Consider the following 19,457-nt stretch of genomic DNA (forward strand, 5'->3'; position numbering starts at 1 on the left):
GAATAAGAAGTCCAGCTATTATCCTTTTATTTATAGCGTATATATAATAAAAATGCTTGAAATAAATATTTATTTCAAGCATTTAAAGTCTATAATAATACGAAAATTATCTTTTAGCTCTTGTTACGCTAACAGTTAATCTCTTTCTGCCTTTTGCTCTTCTTGCAGCCAAAACTCTTCTTCCGTTTGGCGTTGACATTCTTTCTCTGAAACCATGTTTGTTTCTCTTTTTTCTTTCTGATGGTTGGAATGTTCTTTTCATTACCGGATATATTTCGAATTAGTAATATTCTATATTTATTTTCAGAGTGCAAATGTATATAAATTTTATTAATTACAAAAATATTTTTTATTTTTTTGGAAGCTGCTGCGGTGTTCTTATAGCTGGCTTAAAACAAGCGATACCTTAATTATATGGGGATCAGAGTTACATTGCTCTGACCGGTTGGAGAATCAACAGCGTTCTAAATCCTTTATTGAATGGGAGCAGAACGAGTAAGATTAAAACGCTATAAATTATTTATAGCAGCTTTATTGTACAGAATAAATTATTAGTTAGAGGAGAAATACACCACAAAAAGGATAGGAGAATTATTTCACTCTCTAGCTCAAAAAAAGCGAAAAGCGATTGGGTGTTAATATAGCTTGTTTTTCAAGTTTATATATTCTGTATTCTGGGACATCTCTTCAGTTGTGTATTAATCTAGTCAAAATTTATAAATTTTAATCATTGTATCAGTAGATCTTACTTAATTGTTTTATTTAGTTAATATCTTTGCAAGAATTTAATTTTAAAGTATGTTTACACCTCTAGAACTCTCTACGATAAAAAATCTGCTAATTCCTGAAAAAGAAATTGTTATTGTCACCCATTATAACCCCGATGGAGATGCCGTAGGATCTAGTTTGGGATTGAAGCATGCCTTAAAAATGCAGGGAGTGGAAGCCACGGTTATTGTCCCCAATGATTTTCCGAAATTCCTCAAGTGGATGCCCGAAGCGAGACAAATATTGGTAGCAGAGTTTAGGCGTAAAAAAGTAGCAGAGGTATTGCATAACGCAGATGTTATTTTCTGTCTCGATTTTAATACCCTTTCTAGAATAGGATTTATTGGTGAATGGATTGCCAGATCTTCAGCGGTAAAGATTCTTATTGATCACCATCAAATGCCCGATGCGTTTGATTATGTTTACTCAGACACCTCAGTTCCTGCTACCTGTCAGATGATATATCATTTTTTAGAAGCTTTAGAGTGGCAGGATAAAATCTCAAAAGATAGTGCGGAATGTCTTTATACGGGTATTATGACAGATACCGGAGGATTCCGCTTTCGATCAACCAGCGGAATAACCCATCATATCATTGCTAACCTTATCGAAAAAGGTGCAGATCCTGCACAGATCGCTTCCGATACTTGGGATACCAATAGCATCAGTCGTTTACATCTACTGTCTTTAATTTTAAGTCGGGTAGAGCTGGTAAAAGAGGGGCAAGTGGCAATATTATGGCTTAAGCGTGCAGAAATGAAACAATTCGGGTTTGAAAAGGGAGCTACCGAAGGTTTTGTCAACTATGGCTTGAGCATACAGGGGGTTAAAATGTCTGCTTTTTTTATGGAAGATTTACAGGAAGACTTTATTAAAATATCTTTTCGATCCAAAGATGATCTGGATGTCAATCAGTTTTCCAGAAACTATTTTAATGGAGGGGGGCATATTAATGCTGCTGGAGGAAGATCGGAATTATCCATGGAAGATACATTAGAGCGATTTAAATCCATTGTAAGTTCCGAAATATGCTAAGCTTTTATTAAAGATAAATTAAAATATAAGCTCAATAAATTAACAGTCTTTTAAAGGCAGCTTATTATTCTCGAAAAAAACAAAAGATACCTTTGTCACTAACATAAAAGTATCTATGAAATCTATTCAAGCGGCCTTATTATGTATACTGTTAAGTTTTTTTGGAGGGTATATGCTAGCACAAACGACTCAAGCTTCTATATTAGGCAGGGTAGTGGATCGTAGCGATCTCCCACAATCACGACTCAAGGTAAAGATTATCAATGAATCCACAGGCTTTACCTCAGAAACTCTCACCAATGTTCAGGGAGAATATGTTTTTAGAGAAATTCCGTTAGGGGGACCTTACACTATTATTGTGGATGGGCGTCAGAAAAAAGAGGGTTACTACGTGAATTTTGGAGACCAACTCAGTGTGAATTTAAAGCTGGCGGATGTTTATGAAAAAAATATTCAGGAGGTTGTGGTCAAAGGCAATTATAAAAACACAAGAGCTAACCTTGGGGCCTCCACTGCTATTACAGCCAGAAATATAAGTGTTCTGCCCGTTAACGGGCGGAGCTTTACCAGTCTTACAGAGCTTTCCCCCTTGAGCGGAAAGAACGGAAGTTTATCAGGTCAGCTAGAATCCTCAACAAACTTTACCATTGATGGAATGACAGCAAAGAACCCTACTTCAGCAGGTTCTACTACCAGTAGAAGCGGGGCACCTTATTCAATTTCTATAGAGTCGGTTCGCGAATTCAAAATTACTACTAATCAGTATGATGTAACCTTAGGCAGAAGCGGCGGCGGTACGGTTAGTGCTGTTACCAAATCCGGAACCAATACCTTTAGCGGAAGTGTCTTTGAATATCAGCGAGCAGGCTGGCTATCCAGTGGTTTCGATATTAAGGGAAATAGAAGAACAAACGACTTTTCTACTTATCAATTCGGGTTCTCTTTAGGAGGGCCTATTATTAGGAATAAATTGCATTTTTTTTTAACATGGGACCACCAATTGGACAATAGGCCACTGATGGTTGCAGATATTCAAACTCAAGAAGATGAGCTTCGTCTGAATGTTACAAAAGAGACTTTAAATAAAGTATTGCAAATAGGCCGCGATAAATATGGGGTAGGGGCTACCCCACAATTCGGTTCATTTGGTAAGATCAGAAATTCTGATGCTGCATTTTTGCGTTTGGACTGGCAGATGAATACTAATAATTTGTTAACGATTCGAAATAACTTCACCTATGATCTTAATAAAAATGCTTTGGAAGATAATAGCCGCATTAATTTTTATGAATCGTATGCTAGCGATAAAAATTGGGATAACAGTTTGTTGCTCACATTAAGATCCAATCTGAAAGAGAGTTTAACCAACGAATTTAAATTTCAGCACTTGTACACTTTTCAAAATACCTTTCAAAATGATCAATTGAAGCACGCTGTTCCTCGCATGATCATAGATAACCTGACCTCTAAAGTAGGAGCTATTGATCTCAGCACAAATATTCAATTGGGAGGACATCGCTTCGGGCAGGAATCATTTAAAAACAATGTGTTACAGTTAGTCGACAATCTTTATTACAATACGGATAAAATTAAATATACTTATGGAATAGAGGTGATGTACACAAGGGCTCAGTCAGTATATGGTAGTGAAGTGAACGGGAGATATCACTTTTCTAGTCTTACGGATTTTGAAAATATGCGTCCCTATAGATTTTATCGAGAAGTTCCTTTATTAGAAGATACTTCCGTAAATTCTGATATCTGGAATTTAGGTGGGTATGGACAGTTGATAACTACTATAGGGACCGGACTTCAGCTTACAGCTGGACTTAGATTCGATTATGGAGCTTACCCTAAAGCACCACTTAATAAAAATTTGTACCAGCAAATGGAAATCCGAACCGATTATAAAATTAAATCGTTTGTCATTCAACCTAGATTTCAGTTGGATTGGGATGTTCAGCAAAGGCATAAGGATCTTTTTAAGTTTGGAGGAGGTATATTCTCTTCTGATATTAATAATTATATGCTGATTAATAATCTTTATTTCGACGGAAAACGATCTGCTACGGTGGATATAGATCCGCAGGCGCTAGGTTTGGTAACCGATTTTGAAAGTTATAGAAAAAACTACGTTACTACCCCCACCTTACCACAATACCAGTTGCCTACGATTAACTATACGGGTCAGAATGCTAAAATACCCGTTATCTATAAATCTCACATCGCTTATACTCATTTTTTTACCCCAAAGTTGAGAGCAGGACTGGCTGCCTATGCGGCTTGGGGGAGAAATAATTATTTCTATTACGATCGCAATATGCAGTCTAAGCCCTATTTTACAATCTCCAGTGAGGGGGATCGTGGTGTTTTTGTACCTGTGGATAAAATTAATATAGAGAATGCTACCAGTAATTGGAAGGATGGTCGCATTAATAAAAACTTTGGTAGGGTATTGGAACTCGTGAGCGATGGTAAAGTTAATCAGTATTCCATCGTCTTAGATGCCAGTTATAAATATGCTAAAGATGGTGAGCTGAATGCCAGTTATACATGGTCCGATATTAAAGATAATACTTCCTATAGTGGTAATGTGGCCAACACGGCTACCTTGTATACTCCTGTCAGCAGCGACCCCCGTGATTTGCGTATGCGTTATTCTGATAATCAATTTCGACATAAATTGGTATTATATGGAAACGCTCCAACTTTTCACGGGTTTACCCTTGGAATAAGATATGCTGGTATGGGAGGTACCCGATTTTCCTTGATGGCTGGAGGAAATATCAATGGTGATTTCGTAGATGGTAATGATTTAGCCTATATATATCCTAATCTAACAGCTCCTCTGTTAGGCGATGCTCAGGTAGGAAAAGCTTTGAAGGATTATATTAGACATTACAATGGACGAATCGCACATCGCAATGGGGGGAAAAATGGATTTTATGGAGTATGGGATATCAGGATTGCCAAAAAGCTAAAATTAGACCAAAAAGATGCGCTAGAATTGTCCCTGGATATCTTCAACTTTGCTAATCTTTTAAATAAAAACTGGGGGGTGAACAGATCTTATGAAAATCTAAACTTATATAAAATTAAAGGATTTGATCCTACAGGGCGATATTTTACTTATACTTTAAATACTGCAGGTCTGCCCCCTTTATCTGGAGACCCTTATCAGATACAGTTGGGGATGAGATATTCCTTTTAAAGACAATGTTTTGAAAAATTTTAGATATTGATTTTGGAGAAGTACACCCTCTTAAATTTAGGATATTAGCTCGGTCTTAATAATTTCTGTGCATATAGTAGGCTTTTCCCAGTGTCCATTATGTCCACAATCTAAGGTATAGATTTTTATATTGGGGTTTTCTGGCAAGCTTTTTATCATTTCAAAAGTGTTGACGGCAAGGTCCAAACGTCCCGAAATAATTAAAACTTTTAAGTGTATATTTTCCAAAACTTCTCTTTTGTCGGTCCGTTCTAGCATTCCTTTTACCGAGGCTAAAGCCCCTTTTATCGGAGTTTTAAGTGCGATTTCTTTAGCTAATTCAATTTTAGAATCAAGTTTTTCTTTTTCATTTGGGTTAAAAAGATTGGGGATGCCTAGGGCAATATATTTTTTAAAATCTTCCTTAATAATCTGAAGAGATTTATGGCGGATATTTTTTTTATCCTCAGAGTCAGGTAAGGGCGAAGAAAAGAACAATGTGAGAGATTTTAGAGTACCGGGATAGCGTTCAGCATAGCTAAGTGAAACATAGCCCCCCATAGAATGTCCCAATAGATGAAACGAATATATTTTTAGCTTTTCCAAGGTGTTTCGAACGGCTGTAGCCATGGATTCCATGCTGATAGTTTTGTCATTTGAAGGTGATTTTCCGTGTCCTGGCAGATCAATACGGAGAACTGTGAAATTTTTTTCCAATTCGGGGAGCATGTCATACCAAACTTCGGTGCTTTCCATGAAACCATGGAGTAATACTAAAACAGTTTTTCCGCTACCGGAAATTTCATAATGAAGCATTGTAATTTTTTTACGAAAATATGATTTTAATAAAGTAAACAAAAAGCAACCTAAGGTTGCTTTTTGTTTACTTCTTATTTTTGTAATAGTGAAGACCACATTCCAAGAATTTTTTAAATTCTTCCTTGGGCATATATCCTGATACAGGAGTGTTGATCACCTTTTGATCTGGGGAGACCAGTACATAATGAGGTTGGGAATTGTTATTAAAATTCACCTGTTGGAACATCGACCATTTATCTCCAATGGTTTTTATTTTCTTTTTTTGGCCGTTTCCCATATCGATAGTAGTTTGTTCGTTGGCAGGGAGTACTTCTTTATCGTCTACATATACGGATGCCAAGACGACTTCCTCCTGAAGAAGTGGAAGAATATCAGGTTCGCTCCATACAAATTCTTCCATTTTTCGACAGTTTTCACAACCATAACCCGTAAAGTCTATTAATACCGGTTTGTTTTCTTTTTGGGCTATTTCAATAGCTTTAAAATAGCTGTGTTCAGGTTTTAAGCCTAAAATTCCGTCTTTATCACTTTTGTATAAGCTTATATTCATCGGAGGGAGAATACCGCTCAAGGTGTAGAGTCGGGGTTTCTCTGAAGGGAAAAGCCCTGGAATTAAGTAAAGAATAAAACCTATACTTAATCCTCCCAATACTTTGCGGGTTATTGATATTTTTGGTTTTTTATCATCGTGAGGAAATCTTATTTTTCCAAACAGATAGGCTGCCAAACAAATACTGATTACAATCCAAAGCGCTATAAAAATTTCTCTCTTTAATAAAAATGTTTTCGAAACCAGATCTGCTTTAGACAGAAATTTTAAAGCTAAAGCTACTTCTATAAAACCTAAGACTACTTTTATCGTATTCATCCAGCCACCCGATTTCGGCAGGGCTTTTAGCGTCTGAGGGAATAAGGCCAATAAACCGAAAACGATTGCCCAGGCCAATCCAAAACCCGCTAAGGCAAACGTGAGTAAAACCGGTATATTTCGTGCGCTGGAGGCTACACCTCCCAATAAACTCCCCAGGATAGGGCCGGTACATGAAAAGGAAACAATGACCAACGTAAGGGCCATGAAAAAAATACCGATAAGTCCACCGGCTTCTTCTGATTTTGAAGATTTGTTCACGATCCAGTGCGGAACTCTAATTTCGAAATAGCCGAAAAAACTGAAGGCAAAAAATAAAAATATAGCGAAGAAAAATAGATTCAACCATATATTGGTGGATATATCATTGAAAATATTCCCGCTAATACCATCAATAATATAAAATGGAATACTCAATGCAACGAAAATAATGAGGATAAAGAAGCCATAGATGATCGCATTTCTTTTTCCTTTATTCGTATTATCAGCACTTTTGGTAAAAAAAGAGACTGTGAGAGGGATCATCGGAAAAACGCAGGGTGTCAATAGAGCGATTAAACCACCCAGAAATCCCAAAATAAATACCAGTCCGCTTCCTGAATCTTCTTTGATTTGCTCTGTGCCACAATCTACTAAAGGAGCTCTATAGTTGAGGCTGTTAATCTTAATGATGCCAGGCTTAAGACTAGATGCGTCCTCTGCATTAGTTTTAGCTGCTAGGGTTTCAGGGCTTATGATAGGTTCCGGCTTAGAATTAATATTTTTCTCCTCCACAGGAGTGGAGATAAAGCTGGGGATTTCCTTTTCGAACTCCAAGGTATTAGGAGCGAGGCAAACACGATCATTACAGGTTTGAAAGGTAATTTCCGTAGCCACTTTAGCGCCTTTCTTAGCATCTTTTAATTTGAATTTTTGGATAAATTTAGCAGTGTCAGCATAATATACGATCTGAACGCCGAAGGCCTCACTAAATTCTTCGATTTTTTTGCCTATTTCCCTAAATTTCCCTAGGATTTCAATATCTTTTGAAATGATATTCATCTCGGTAGGAATGCCGCTGTCAGGAGGTAAATCTTTTGAATACAGGTGCCAGCCTTTATCCATTTTAGCCGTGAGCACCGCTTCGTATTCAGTGTCATTGATTTTGTTGAGTTGGTAGTCCCATTTTACAACTTCCTTTACCTGAGCATTAAAGTTTGCAAATAGAAAGAATAAAAAAAGCCATAGACATTTTTTCATAAGTATAAGTATATTTTTGGATGATTAGTTTTAGGTAGAAACCTTCTGTCCTGACGATGATTGATAATGCCAATAACCTGCTCTTTGGAGTCGGCTAACAACCATGTTTTTCGCCTAGCTAAAATAGACATTTTTTCGTCTTTAAAGAACTTTGAGATAGATTTTTTACCCGTCATGCCTTGGGGGTAAAAAAAATCTCCGACTTTTGCCTTTCTCAACTTAAGAGGGAAAGCTATTTTTTCAGGATCGAGTTCCCAATATTTTTGATGGGTAGGCTTTTGCTCACACAGCAAGAGGGGTTGAGGAAAAGAGATTTGTTCATTTAGGTTGAGTATAATTTCGGAAGTGATTTCCGAGGTTATTTTCTCAGCTGTAGTTATGGTCAGTTCATTTCGATAGATAAATAAATGCCACTTGGTATTTTTAAACTGGCTACCTGAATGGGCGGAAAAAATCTTTTGTTGCTCTTTAGGGTTTGTAAATTCATATTTCTTTAAAATTTCATAACGTACAAATTCAGGCTGATCTGCTAATTTTTCTTTGTCTAATACGATTTCGTTAGGAGTTTGGGTCAGAGTGATTTCTTTTATAATTCGATCTAGTTGTTCTTCTATGAAAGCTTTCGCTTGTTTCAGGTGAGAAAGACTTCTGTCAAAATTGCTCCAAAAAGAAGGGTTGATTTTTTCTAGTTCCGGGGTAATATCGTGTCTGATTTGATTGCGTAGATAATCTTTGCTTTGATTAGTATGGTCTTCTCTAAAACAGAGCTTTTTTTGTCGGGCAAAGTCATAAATTTCGTATTTGGTGTTGTGGAGTAGGGGGCGGAGGATTTGATTGCTATTTTCTGGAATCCCGCTTAAACCATTAATTCCTGAGGCTTTAGAGAGATTGATCAAGAAAGTTTCCAACTGATCATTCAAGTGGTGAGCCGTTACAATATAATCAAGCTTCTGTTTTTCTAATATTTCGAAGAAAAATCTATAACGAATCTTACGGGCCCAAAGCTCAATAGAATTTTTAGGTTTGTTGTCTCTATCAGATACCTTATAGAGGTGAAATTCAATGCTGTGTTGCCTGCAGAAATCTTCTACAAGCCATTGATCGAGATTGGAATCTTCTCCTCTTAAATGGTAGTTAACATGGGCGATCTCAAAAGGTATATGGGCTTCCAGAAACAAATATGAGAGTACCATGCTATCGGCTCCTCCACTGACAGCTAATAAGAATTTATGCTTTTCCAAGCGATTGCACAAGTGTTGTAGATGTTTTTTAAAAGATGTAAGCTCTATCATAACAGATCACAAAGTTAGGATTTTGATAGTTGAAAAAATAATCTGAAATTTGGAAAACGTTTTTTCTTATACACAGCTATGGATAGAGTGTTTATAAAAAAACGAAATCTAGTATAATGGTGTTTAAATAATAATATAAAATGGCAATATTTGAAGAAAAATTCCCAGAAATAGAAAGATATATGGAGGATAACGCTTCTGCTGAACCCGATATTTTAAAAAGCTTGAGAAGGGAGACCTTTCAAAAAACTACCCAGCCTCATATGATATCAGGATATTTGCAGGGCAGATTTCTCAGTATTTTTTCTCATTTGTTAAAACCTAAGAATATTCTTGAGATAGGTACTTTTACAGGCTATGCTACCTTAAGTTTGGCGGAGGGGTTGGCAGAAGGAGGTACTATTTATACTTTGGATAAAAATGAAGATTTATCCTATCTGCCTAAGAAATATTTTGAGCAAAGCGAATATGCAAATCAGATTAAATTTATCTTAGGAGATGCGCGTGAAGAAATCCAAAAGATCAATGAGATTTTTGATCTGGTATTTTTAGATGCAGATAAAGAAAGTTATGTAGACTATATCCGGTTAATAAAGCCTAAACTCCGAAAAGGAGGCGTGATATTAATAGATAATGTGTTGTGGTATGGAAAGGTCATAGAAGAAAATCCAAAAGATAAATCGACTCAGCAAATAAAACTTGTTAATAAAGTGGTTACAGAAGACCCCGATTTCGAAAATGTAATTTTACCTTTGCGCGATGGTGTGCATTTAATTAGAAAAAAATAATGAATAAGGGAATTTGTAACGTTTCTGTGGCTCCAGTAAGAGCAGATACAACCGACACTTCTGAAATTATTACCGAAATATTATATGGGGAAAGCGCTGATATTTTAGAGTTTCAGCGGAATTGGGTGAAAATAAAAATGCATTACGATGGCTATGAGGGCTGGATGGATGTCAAGCAGGTTACTTTAATAGAAGATGATTTTCTTGCTAAAAGAAAAACCTATCTGATTGCAGAACCTTTCCAGTCTTATGTTCAGGATAGCGGAAAAATATTGTTATCCATAGGTTCAGAGGTTTCTTTTTATACAATATATGCAAAAAGATCTCCAAAAAGAGGGATTAATCTGCGTCAAAGTATTGTGGAAACGGCTCAAGAGTTCCTTAATGTACCTTATCGGTGGGGAGGTAAGAGTTTTTTTGGAATCGATTGTTCTGGTTTGGTACAATTGGTATTAAAGATACACGGTATTAAGATGCCTAGAGATGCTTATCAACAAGCGGAAAGAGGTATTCCGCTAAGTTTTGTAGAGGAATCTCAGCCTGGTGATTTGGCTTTTTTCGAAAATCCAGAAGGGCGCATTATTCATGTGGGTTTTATGCTGGAAAATAGTGATATTATCCATGCCCACGGAAAGGTCCGTATCGACAGTTTAGATTCTTTGGGCATTTTTAATCAAGAACAGAATAAACATACCCATAAGCTAAGGTTTATTCGCAATATTTTAGACGAGTGCTAGGAAGTGTTAGGAAGAGGCTTTCTCAAAAGCCTGAGCGATTACAGATTAAAAGGTACCACTTATAATGTTTTTTTTATACGATGTATTTATCTTCTTGATGGTTTTCCTCATGAAGATTCTTTCTCACTTTAATGAAAAAATGAGAAAGGGAGTAGAGGGTAGAAAGGAGGCTTTATCCAGAGTACAACAAAATTTTTCTACAAAAGATAAAGTAATCTGGATGCATGCGGCCAGTCTTGGCGAATATGAGCAGGGGCTGCCTGTTTTGGAAAAATTAAAAATACAACGTCCGGACTGTAAAATATTAATTACTTTCTTTTCACCTTCGGGCTATGAGCATGTGGTGAAGAGAAAGCATATTGCAGATGTTATATGCTATTTGCCTTTTGATCAGAAGGGGGCTATCCGGGATTTTGTAAATTCGTTTCAGCCTGTTGTGTTTTTTACAGTTAAATACGATTTTTGGTATCGATTATTAGAGACTTTGAAGAGGAAAAAAATCCCTGTATATGTAGTTTCTGCTTTATTTTACCAAAGGCAAATATTCTTTAGTGCGAAGGGCAAATTTTTCGTAAACCAGCTCAAGAAAAACATAGATTTATTTTTTCATCAGACAACAGATTCTTTAAAAAAGGCCCAGTCTATAGGTTTGTATAATTCATTGTACACAGGAGACACCCGTTTTGAGAGGGTGAAGAGCAATGTCCAGAACTTTTCAAAAATCCCTTGGATTCAGGACTTTGTTTGTGGCAAGCCAGTGGTCGTCGTTGGAAGTTCCTGGGAGACTGAAGAGACCTTGGTCGAAAAACTGCTCACTGCTTGCACATCGGTTAAAGTGATTTTAGCTCCTCACGATATCAAGCGTGCACCCCATATTCAAAAACATTTTCAAGACAAAGCTCTGAGGTATAGTCAATTAGAAGAGTATTGGACGTCGGTACAGGATTATCCAATTCTGATTATAGATAATATAGGAATGCTCTCGCGATTATATTATTACGCTGATATTGCGGTTGTAGGTGGAGGTTTTCACAGTGCAGGCTTACATAATATCTTAGAAGCTGCGGGCTTTGCTATTCCTGTAGTATTTGGAAATCATTATCGTAAGAATCCGGAGGCAGATGCTTTAATCCGGGCAGCAGCTGCTAAGAGTTTTGCCGATGCAGAGCAAGCGGCTCTTTTTATTCAGCGTTTATTAGAGGATGGGGGGCTTAGGAAAAAAATGGCACTTCAAGCTAAAGTATTTATAGAAGAGCAGCCTAAAGCTACGGTGGCCATTTTAAGAGAAATGCAGCTTTTAGATTAAAGGGCTTTCAATCTTGGCAAAAGAAAGCTCATCCGTTTTTCACTTTATGTTTTTGGGCTCTATACAAAACAGTCTCTTGTTTTTGTGTTTTATATCGTATTTTTGTGAGAACTTAATTTTTAACAAAATTTCATAAAATAGTGTATTACGATCATAAGTATATTGAAAGTAAGTGGCAGCAATATTGGGCTGATAACCAAACTTATAGAACGGAGGCAAAATCTGATAAACCTAAATATTATGTACTTGATATGTTTCCTTATCCTTCAGGAGCGGGATTACATGTGGGACACCCTTTAGGTTATATTGCTTCGGATATTGTAAGTCGCTATAAAAGGCATCAAGGTTTTAATGTTTTACATCCTATAGGTTATGATAGTTTTGGTCTGCCTGCCGAGCAATATGCCATTCAGACGGGGCAACATCCTGCGATTACGACTGAAGAAAATATAAACCGTTATGAAAAGCAGATGAGGCGCATTGGCTTTTCTTTTGATTGGTCAAGGCAATTTCGTACATCGGATGCTGCTTATTATAAATTTACGCAAAGGATTTTTATAGAGCTTTTTCATTCTTGGTATAATCGTGATACAGATAAAGCAGAACCTATAGAGACGCTGGTAAAGCATCTCTCTGAAAAAGGGACAGCATGTTTAAATGCTGTAGAAACAGAAGCCTTGTGTTTCAGTGCCTCAGAGTGGTGCACACAACCTGAGAAAAGAAAACAAGAAATTTTATTGAATTATCGTTTGGCTTTTCGAGCAGAAACCAGTGTGAATTGGTGTCCGGCTTTGGGTACAGTATTGGCAAATGATGAGGTGGTTAATGGTAAATCGGAGCGTGGAGGCTATCCTGTTTATCAGAAGAAAATGATGCAGTGGAGTATGCGGATTACGGCTTATTCGGAAAGACTGCTGCAGGGATTAAAAAAAATAGACTGGCCACAGCCTTTGAAAGATACTCAGGAGTATTGGATTGGTAAATCTCAGGGGGCCGAAATTAATTTTAAAATTGAAAATTCTCAGCTGCAATTAAAGGTTTTCACCACACGTCCCGATACTATATTTGGCACTACTTTTATTGTGCTGGCTCCTGAGAGTCCTTTGGTAAATGCTATTACTACAGATTCACAAAGAGAGGAAATACAGAACTATATAAAGCAAACTTCTCTAAAATCAGAAAGAGATAGAATGGCGGATGTAAAAAATGCATCGGGGGCTTTTACGGGTGCCTATGCTTTGCATCCCTTCACTGGAAAAAAACTCCCAATTTATATAGCTGATTATGTATTGATGGGCTATGGAACAGGAACGGTTATGGCTGTACCTGCTCATGATGAGCGGGATCACCGCTTTGCCAAGAAATTTGGATTGGAGATTGTTGAAGTGATTGAAGGAGGCGAAAATATCCAAGAAGAAGCTTTTGTGGAAAAGAACGGGGTATGTATTAACTCAGATTTTTTGAATGGATTAACCTATGAGTCTGCAAAAGAAAAAATAACAACCGAAGTTGTGAAAAGGGGACTAGGGGAAGCTAAGACCCATTATCGTCAGAGAGATGCTATTTTCTCACGACAACGTTACTGGGGAGAGCCTATACCGATTTATTATAAAGATGAGGTTCCTTATACCCTACCTGTTTCAGCATTGCCTTTGCGTTTGCCCGAGGTAGAGAAATATTTACCTACCGAAGCCGGAGACCCTCCTTTGGGCAATGCCAGGCAATATGCGTGGGATGAAGTCAAGCAACAAGTGGTAAACACCCATCTTATCGATGGTAAAACCGTGTTTCCGCTGGAGCTGAGCACGATGCCAGGTTGGGCGGGGAGTTCTTGGTATTTTCTTCGCTATATGGATCCTCACAACGATACTCATTTTATAGCTAAGGAAATGAGTGAATATTGGGGCCAAGTCGATTTGTATATGGGGGGGAGTGAACATGCTACCGGGCACTTATTGTATTCCCGTTTTTGGAATAAATTTCTTAAAGATAGGGGTTATATAACACAGGAGGAGCCTTTTCAAAAACTTATTAATCAAGGGATGATTTTGGGAATGAGCGCTTTTGTATTTAGAATTGAAGGCACCAATCAATATGTATCCAAAAATTTAGCTAAAGATTATGTTACCCAAAAGTTACATGTGGATGTTGCTTTACTAAAGGGGGCTACGGATGAACTGGATACTGAAGCCTTTAAAAAATGGAGACCTGAATTTAAAAACGCTGAATTTATTTTAGAGCAAGATACAAAGTATATCACAGGGCGAGAAGTAGAAAAGATGTCCAAGTCTAAATTCAATGTAGTGAACCCAGATGATATTTGTGAAGAATACGGAGCAGACTGCCTTCGTTTATATGAAATGTTTTTAGGGCCCTTAGAGCAATCCAAGCCATGGAATACACAAGGACTAAGTGGGGTGTATGGTTTTCTTAAGCGTTTTTGGAATCTCTATTTTGATGCTGATGATCAATTTAGAGTAACTGACGAAGCGCCTACTAAGGAAGAATACAGGACCTTACATACTTTAATACAAAAAGTAGGTTTTGATATTGAGAATTTCTCTTTTAACACCTCTGTAAGTTCATTTATGATTGCGGTGAATGAGTTTACTAGGCTTAAAACCCATAAACGACAGATTCTAGAGCCCTTAGCTATTATTCTTTCTCCCTATGCACCGCATATTACCGAAGAAATATGGGAACGATTGGGACATCAGGAGAGTATAGAATATGCGGCGTTCCCTACTTTCAACGCCCAATATCTGGCTTTAGATGAAATAGAATATCCTGTGAGTTTTAATGGTAAGATGCGTTTTAAAATAGCCCTGCCGGCAAACCTGACACCACAGGAAGTAGAACAAGCCGTATTCCAGCATGAGAAAACAATTGAGGCGCTTAATGGTAAACATCCTAAAAAAGTAATTGTGGTTCTCAATAAAATTGTTAATTTCGTTGTTTAGTGAAAGGCAAGCATATAAGCAGTTGTTTGATCATAAAAAGCAGAGGTACATAGAGGCAAATGAAGAAAAATTAATATTAATTTATTCGTAAAAAAACAGGTTGTTTTTTTTATATTTTTAAATGATTCTGACTTTTTTAACAAATTTATACTTGTATTTTAGACCGAAATATTATTCGAATCCCTTAAGGGTATTTGAAAAAAAAGCTAAAATTATGATTATTCATGTTCTATCTTGCATTTTTCAATAAAAAAACTTTATTTTACAACTTTAAAATATTAAATACTATACATAATTAAATAAATAATTTTAGATTGATATGGAAATGAATGTTTCAAACACCGAGCAAGAAGTTGTTGCTAAAAAGAAAGCAGGCCTCAATCCTGCAATTGTAATTCCAATTCTGCTCGTCATCGGGATCGCTATTTACGTATTTATTTTAGGGAACCCAGGCAATTTTAAAGCAGATGCGGCATTGGACGGAGAAACCTCTGTAGCTTTAGCTAATATTGAATCGAAAAAACTTCACCCCGAATCTTTTATGGGGATTATCTACATGGGGGGGCCTATCGTACCCATCCTGATTACTTTTATGATAACTGTAATCGTATTCTCATTCGAAAGATTTTTTATCATTAATAGAGCCGCAGGAACGGGTAATCTCGATAATTTTGTGAACAACATCAGAACTTACCTTAATAGAGAAGAGATTAATGGAGCCTTACAAGAATGTGATGTACAGCAAGGATCTGTAGGGAATGTTGTTAAAGAAGGTCTTGTAACCTATAAGGCACTTCAAAATGATGATACCATGAATAAAGAGCAAAAACTTGCCGCTTTGGGTAAAGCTTTAGAAGAGGCCACAACGCTTGAAATGCCTATGCTTGAAAAAAACATGATGATTCTTTCCACGTTGGGAACAGTTGCCACCTTAGTAGCGCTTTTAGGTACCGTAATTGGGATGATTAAAGCCTTCTTTGCTTTAGGTTCAGGAGGAGGCACCCCAGATGCTGCTGCATTATCCATCGGTATTTCTGAAGCATTGATTAATACCGCTTTGGGTATTGGTACTTCGGCTGTTGCAATTATCCTTTACAACTTCTTTACTTCTAAAATTGATGGGCTGACATACAAAATCGATGAAATCGGAATGAGTATCCAGCAGTCTTTCGCTGAATATAATTAATATTTAGTTAGGGATTGTTGGCGATGATTATGCCGAATTTTGTATAAGTTTAATATAATAAAGAATAATAATGGCGAGAGTCAAACCTAAAAGACATGGTGTAGTAACAGATATGACGGCAATGTGTGATGTTGCCTTCCTGCTACTGACATTCTTCATTCTGACGACTCAGTTTAAAGAGCCAGATGTAGAAAACATCACTACACCGTCTTCCATATCAGAGAAGAAACTTGATGATAAAAACCTCATGACGATAAGTGTCACCCCGGACGGAAGGTATTATTTTACGCCTGTAGACAATAATGATGAGAAAGTACAAGTCTTGAATAAAATGGGAGAGAAATATGGAGTTTCTTTTTCAAAAGCCGACCAAAAAGCTTTTGTGACCTCTTCCGGAATTGCAGCAGGAGTAAACCAGTTGCCTCAATATTTGGGACTAGGCGATGAGCAGCGGAAAGTACTCAAAGGTGCTACCGTACCTATGGATAGTGTGAATAAACAGCTTATTGATTGGGTCAAGTTTAGTTTGGAAGTTAATCCCGCTGCACAATTGGCAATTAAAGGAGATGCGAAAGCACAATACCCTAAATTTAAAGCCTTATTTGAGGGATTAAGAGATATTAATTTTTATAAATTTGTTCTGATTACTTCAACAGAGTAACAGATTTAAATCAATAACAAATGGCTGAAGTACAAGTACAGGACAAACACAATAAAGGAGGAAAGGTACGCTCTAAAAAGCATAATGCTAGAGTGGATATGACGCCCATGGTGGATTTAGGCTTCTTGCTGATTACATTCTTTATGTTTACTACAACATTTAGTAAACCTAATATAATGGATATGAAGTTGCCGGCAAAACCTAAGCCTGGAGAAGTTATCGCACAAAGTGAAATCGATCTTTCAAACTCCATCACTTTCCTATTAGGCAAAGATGATCGAATTTTTTACCACCAGCTAGAGAGAAGTAGTCTGACGGGACCAGAAAAGTTACAGGAAACTACTTTCGATAGGGATGGTGTAGAAAAGGTGATTGATGATGCCAAGAAAAGGGCTAAAAAACCAGAACTTTTTACCGTAATCATTAAACCCACAGATGACTCCAACTATAAGAATTTTGTAGACTTATTAGATGAAATGGCTATTACCAAGAGCGAAAGATATGGTATTGGTAAGGTAAATCCCGAAGAGCTAAAAGTTTATGATCAAAAAGTAGGAATTAAGTAATCTACTTTAATAAATTAATAATAAATAATATGTCAGTAGATAATATAAATGCAGATTATAATAAGGCTATTGAGTTAGACGAAATTGTATTTGAGCATAGAAATAAAGAATACGGGGCATATGATCTGAGAAAGAGATACAGAAATGTACTGACAAGATCTTTCGTTATTGGTACTATTGTTTTCTTAGTGTTGGTGTTAGCACCATTTGTCTATATGAGAATAAAGTCCGGTGAAAAGAAGGAAGAAATTGCCGTATCTGTTGATTTAACAGACATTAAGGATATTCCACCACCACCAAAAGAAGAGGAACTTCCACCCCCACCCCCACCAAAACACGAAGAACCTCCAAAGCAAGAAATTGTTAAGGACATTATCCCCGAGCCTAAACCCAGTCCAAAAGTAGAAGAACCCCCTAAAAAAATAGAGGAGCTCAAAAATACGACTTCAGGTACGGTAGAACAGAAAGGGGAGAAGGTCGCTGTTTATACGCCTCCTCCACCCGTATCAACCGGACAGGGGAAAGTCGCTGAAATCAAACCTAGCAATGAAATTGTGGAGAATGTAGATCAGGAAGCTGATTTTTCTGGAGGAATTAAGCGATTTAGAAGTTTATTTGAAAGTAATTTTGATCCCTCTTCTGTAGATGGCGAAGGAACATTGAAAACATTGGTTACCTTTGTTGTAGAAAGAGATGGTTCTATCTCCAGTGTTAAAGCTACAGGTGCTGATACCGATTTTAACAGAGAAGCGGAGCGAACCATAAGGTCTATAAAGGGAAAGTGGACTCCAGGTAAATTAAATGGAAATCCAGTAAGATCAAGATTCAGATTTCCCGTTACCATGAATTTTGAATAAGATTTTTAATATAAAAAAGAGAAGCCTAGGACTTCTCTTTTTTTTGTATTTTTGTTTCTATGACTTTTAACTTACTGTCCCTTTTTACGGGGACCTGTTATATTATATTGGGTATTTGTGTGATCAAGTATAAATTTTTCGTGGTTTATCTTGAGAAAAATATGGCATATCCCCTGGGCGCTTTATTGGTGGTATACGGTATATTCAGAATTGTAAGAGCCATAATTCGATTGAATAAAAGAAATGAGTAATAAATTTTTTTTTGTTTTCTTTTTTGTTTTCTTTTTTTCCTGTAAAATGGATAAAAAGGATACCTACGCAACCGGAGAGATAAGTCTTGCTATAGATCCTTCGTTATACGATATTGCCGATGCTTTAACTTATAGGTATATGCAGGCTTATCCTGAAGCTAAAATTAAATTGCAGCAGGTTAAAGAAAAAGAAGCATTAAAGGATTTGCTCAACCGAAAAGTATCTTCCATTATCATGTCTCGGGATCTGACTGCGGAAGAGAAAAGTATATACCAGCAAAAAATAGATAAAGACTTTCAACCAGCCTATTTTGCTGCGGATGCATTGGTTTTTATAGTTCCTAAAAATTCGCCCTTAGAGCAGATTTCGGTAGATGAAATTAAAAATTTTCTAACCGATGGAAAACGAAAACTAATATTTGATGGAGCCAATACTAGCAATACGGATTATATTGCCGAGCGATTAAAATTAGATCAGGGTAAGATAGAATATTCATCTTTACAATCTAATGAAAATATAATAGAAGAATTGAATCACTATCCTCATCATATAGGGGTAATTAGTCTTAACAGTATCAGCAGACCTTTCGGCGAAAAGGCTAAAGCCTTAAGATCCAAAATTAAAATATTAGCAGTTTCTAATGGGCAGGGGAGCTATCTACCTGAAAAGCCTTATCTGAAAAGCAGACAATATCCCTTTACCAGGCTATTATATTTCTTAACCAATGAAAATTATTTTGGAGTAGCTAAAGGCTTAATCCGTTATTCGTGTACCGATATAGGACAGAAGATAGTGGATAAAAATGGTCTTCAACCTTATAATCTATATAAAAGAGAAGTACAAATTAAATAAATATTAATATTTATTTAACATTGTTTGTATACTATGTGGAATGGTAATTGTGTTTTATCA

15 protein-coding genes are annotated in these 19,457 nt (G+C 36.7%); 11 read left to right on the forward strand and 4 right to left on the reverse strand.

Translation table 11 applies throughout. The features are described from left to right. Positions 1–106: 106 nt before the first annotated feature. Positions 107–262, reverse strand: a complete 156-nt coding sequence (rpmH, locus tag GNY06_RS07755) for a 50S ribosomal protein L34 (protein WP_166519544.1) — start codon at positions 260–262, stop codon at positions 107–109. A 536-nt stretch (positions 263–798) separates the two neighbouring features. Here rpmH and GNY06_RS07760 point away from each other — a divergent pair. Both GNY06_RS07760 and GNY06_RS07765 read left to right on the forward strand, forming a co-directional pair. After that, on the forward strand, positions 799–1,803 hold the full coding sequence (locus GNY06_RS07760) for a DHH family phosphoesterase (protein WP_166519545.1): 1,005 nt from the start codon (positions 799–801) through the stop codon (positions 1,801–1,803). 115 nt (positions 1,804–1,918) lie between these two features. Beyond that, complete coding sequence (locus tag GNY06_RS07765; RefSeq protein WP_166519546.1) at positions 1,919–5,014, forward strand: TonB-dependent receptor; 3,096 nt, start codon at positions 1,919–1,921, stop codon at positions 5,012–5,014. Positions 5,015–5,071: 57 nt separating this feature from the next. Here the strand turns inward: GNY06_RS07765 and GNY06_RS07770 are convergent, their stop codons facing one another. The 3 genes from GNY06_RS07770 to tilS all read right to left on the reverse strand — a co-directional run bounded on the left by GNY06_RS07770 (position 5,072) and on the right by tilS (position 9,232). Further along, on the reverse strand, positions 5,072–5,830 hold the full coding sequence (locus tag GNY06_RS07770) for an alpha/beta fold hydrolase (protein WP_166519547.1): 759 nt from the start codon (positions 5,828–5,830) through the stop codon (positions 5,072–5,074). Positions 5,831–5,897: 67 nt separating this feature from the next. Further along, entirely contained in the window at positions 5,898–7,940 is a 2,043-nt protein-coding gene (locus tag GNY06_RS07775; RefSeq protein ID WP_166519548.1) for a protein-disulfide reductase DsbD family protein, read from the reverse strand. Continuing rightward, positions 7,937–9,232, reverse strand: coding sequence for a tRNA lysidine(34) synthetase TilS (gene tilS / locus GNY06_RS07780; RefSeq protein WP_166519549.1), 1,296 nt, complete (start codon positions 9,230–9,232; stop codon positions 7,937–7,939). The genes GNY06_RS07775 and tilS overlap by 4 nt, the downstream gene beginning before the upstream one ends. Before the next feature lie 140 nt (positions 9,233–9,372). Here tilS and GNY06_RS07785 point away from each other — a divergent pair, with 140 nt between their 5' ends. The 9 genes from GNY06_RS07785 (at position 9,373) to GNY06_RS07830 (ending at position 19,397) form a co-directional block, all read left to right on the forward strand. Next, positions 9,373–10,020 (forward strand): O-methyltransferase, encoded by a 648-nt coding sequence (locus tag GNY06_RS07785; protein WP_166519550.1) that lies wholly within the window; start codon positions 9,373–9,375, stop codon positions 10,018–10,020. After that, positions 10,020–10,757, forward strand: coding sequence for a C40 family peptidase (locus tag GNY06_RS07790; RefSeq protein WP_166519551.1), 738 nt, complete (start codon positions 10,020–10,022; stop codon positions 10,755–10,757). The genes GNY06_RS07785 and GNY06_RS07790 overlap by 1 nt, the downstream gene beginning before the upstream one ends. A 64-nt stretch (positions 10,758–10,821) precedes the next feature. Next, the gene (locus GNY06_RS07795) at positions 10,822–12,063 is read left to right on the forward strand and encodes a 3-deoxy-D-manno-octulosonic acid transferase (protein ID WP_166519552.1); all 1,242 of its coding nucleotides are present in this window, start codon (positions 10,822–10,824) and stop codon (positions 12,061–12,063) included. A gap of 140 nt (positions 12,064–12,203) precedes the next feature. After that, entirely contained in the window at positions 12,204–15,023 is a 2,820-nt protein-coding gene (gene leuS, locus GNY06_RS07800) for a leucine--tRNA ligase (protein ID WP_166519553.1), read from the forward strand. 319 nt (positions 15,024–15,342) lie between these two features. After that, the gene (locus GNY06_RS07805) at positions 15,343–16,209 is read left to right on the forward strand and encodes a MotA/TolQ/ExbB proton channel family protein (RefSeq protein WP_166519554.1); all 867 of its coding nucleotides are present in this window, start codon (positions 15,343–15,345) and stop codon (positions 16,207–16,209) included. A 70-nt stretch (positions 16,210–16,279) separates the two neighbouring features. Continuing rightward, positions 16,280–16,870 (forward strand): ExbD/TolR family protein, encoded by a 591-nt coding sequence (locus GNY06_RS07810; protein ID WP_166519555.1) that lies wholly within the window; start codon positions 16,280–16,282, stop codon positions 16,868–16,870. Positions 16,871–16,890: 20 nt separating this feature from the next. Continuing rightward, on the forward strand, positions 16,891–17,436 hold the full coding sequence (locus GNY06_RS07815) for a biopolymer transporter ExbD (RefSeq protein WP_166519556.1): 546 nt from the start codon (positions 16,891–16,893) through the stop codon (positions 17,434–17,436). Positions 17,437–17,465: 29 nt separating this feature from the next. Continuing rightward, positions 17,466–18,293, forward strand: a complete 828-nt coding sequence (locus GNY06_RS07820; protein ID WP_166519557.1) for an energy transducer TonB — start codon at positions 17,466–17,468, stop codon at positions 18,291–18,293. A 297-nt stretch (positions 18,294–18,590) separates the two neighbouring features. Next, positions 18,591–19,397 (forward strand): PstS family phosphate ABC transporter substrate-binding protein, encoded by an 807-nt coding sequence (locus tag GNY06_RS07830; RefSeq protein WP_244614385.1) that lies wholly within the window; start codon positions 18,591–18,593, stop codon positions 19,395–19,397. The last annotated feature ends 60 nt before the right edge of the window (positions 19,398–19,457 follow it).

It is taken from the genome of Elizabethkingia argenteiflava (assembly GCF_009904105.1).
GTDB classification, from domain to species: Bacteria; Bacteroidota; Bacteroidia; order Flavobacteriales; family Weeksellaceae; genus Elizabethkingia; species Elizabethkingia argenteiflava.

Coding starts and splice junctions, on each gene's coding strand:
- GNY06_RS07785 (WP_166519550.1), top strand. CDS start 9,373: ATGGCAATATTTGAAGAAAAATTCCCAGAAATAGAAAGATATATGGAG.
- GNY06_RS07760 (WP_166519545.1), top strand. CDS start 799: ATGTTTACACCTCTAGAACTCTCTACGATAAAAAATCTGCTAATTCCT.
- GNY06_RS07820 (WP_166519557.1), top strand. CDS start 17,466: ATGTCAGTAGATAATATAAATGCAGATTATAATAAGGCTATTGAGTTA.
- GNY06_RS07770 (WP_166519547.1), bottom strand. CDS start 5,830: ATGCTTCATTATGAAATTTCCGGTAGCGGAAAAACTGTTTTAGTATTA.
- tilS (WP_166519549.1), bottom strand. CDS start 9,232: ATGATAGAGCTTACATCTTTTAAAAAACATCTACAACACTTGTGCAAT.
- GNY06_RS07810 (WP_166519555.1), top strand. CDS start 16,280: ATGGCGAGAGTCAAACCTAAAAGACATGGTGTAGTAACAGATATGACG.
- GNY06_RS07815 (WP_166519556.1), top strand. CDS start 16,891: ATGGCTGAAGTACAAGTACAGGACAAACACAATAAAGGAGGAAAGGTA.
- GNY06_RS07775 (WP_166519548.1), bottom strand. CDS start 7,940: ATGAAAAAATGTCTATGGCTTTTTTTATTCTTTCTATTTGCAAACTTT.
- rpmH (WP_166519544.1), bottom strand. CDS start 262: ATGAAAAGAACATTCCAACCATCAGAAAGAAAAAAGAGAAACAAACAT.
- GNY06_RS07795 (WP_166519552.1), top strand. CDS start 10,822: ATGTTTTTTTTATACGATGTATTTATCTTCTTGATGGTTTTCCTCATG.
- GNY06_RS07830 (WP_244614385.1), top strand. CDS start 18,591: ATGGATAAAAAGGATACCTACGCAACCGGAGAGATAAGTCTTGCTATA.
- GNY06_RS07790 (WP_166519551.1), top strand. CDS start 10,020: ATGAATAAGGGAATTTGTAACGTTTCTGTGGCTCCAGTAAGAGCAGAT.
- GNY06_RS07765 (WP_166519546.1), top strand. CDS start 1,919: ATGAAATCTATTCAAGCGGCCTTATTATGTATACTGTTAAGTTTTTTT.
- GNY06_RS07805 (WP_166519554.1), top strand. CDS start 15,343: ATGGAAATGAATGTTTCAAACACCGAGCAAGAAGTTGTTGCTAAAAAG.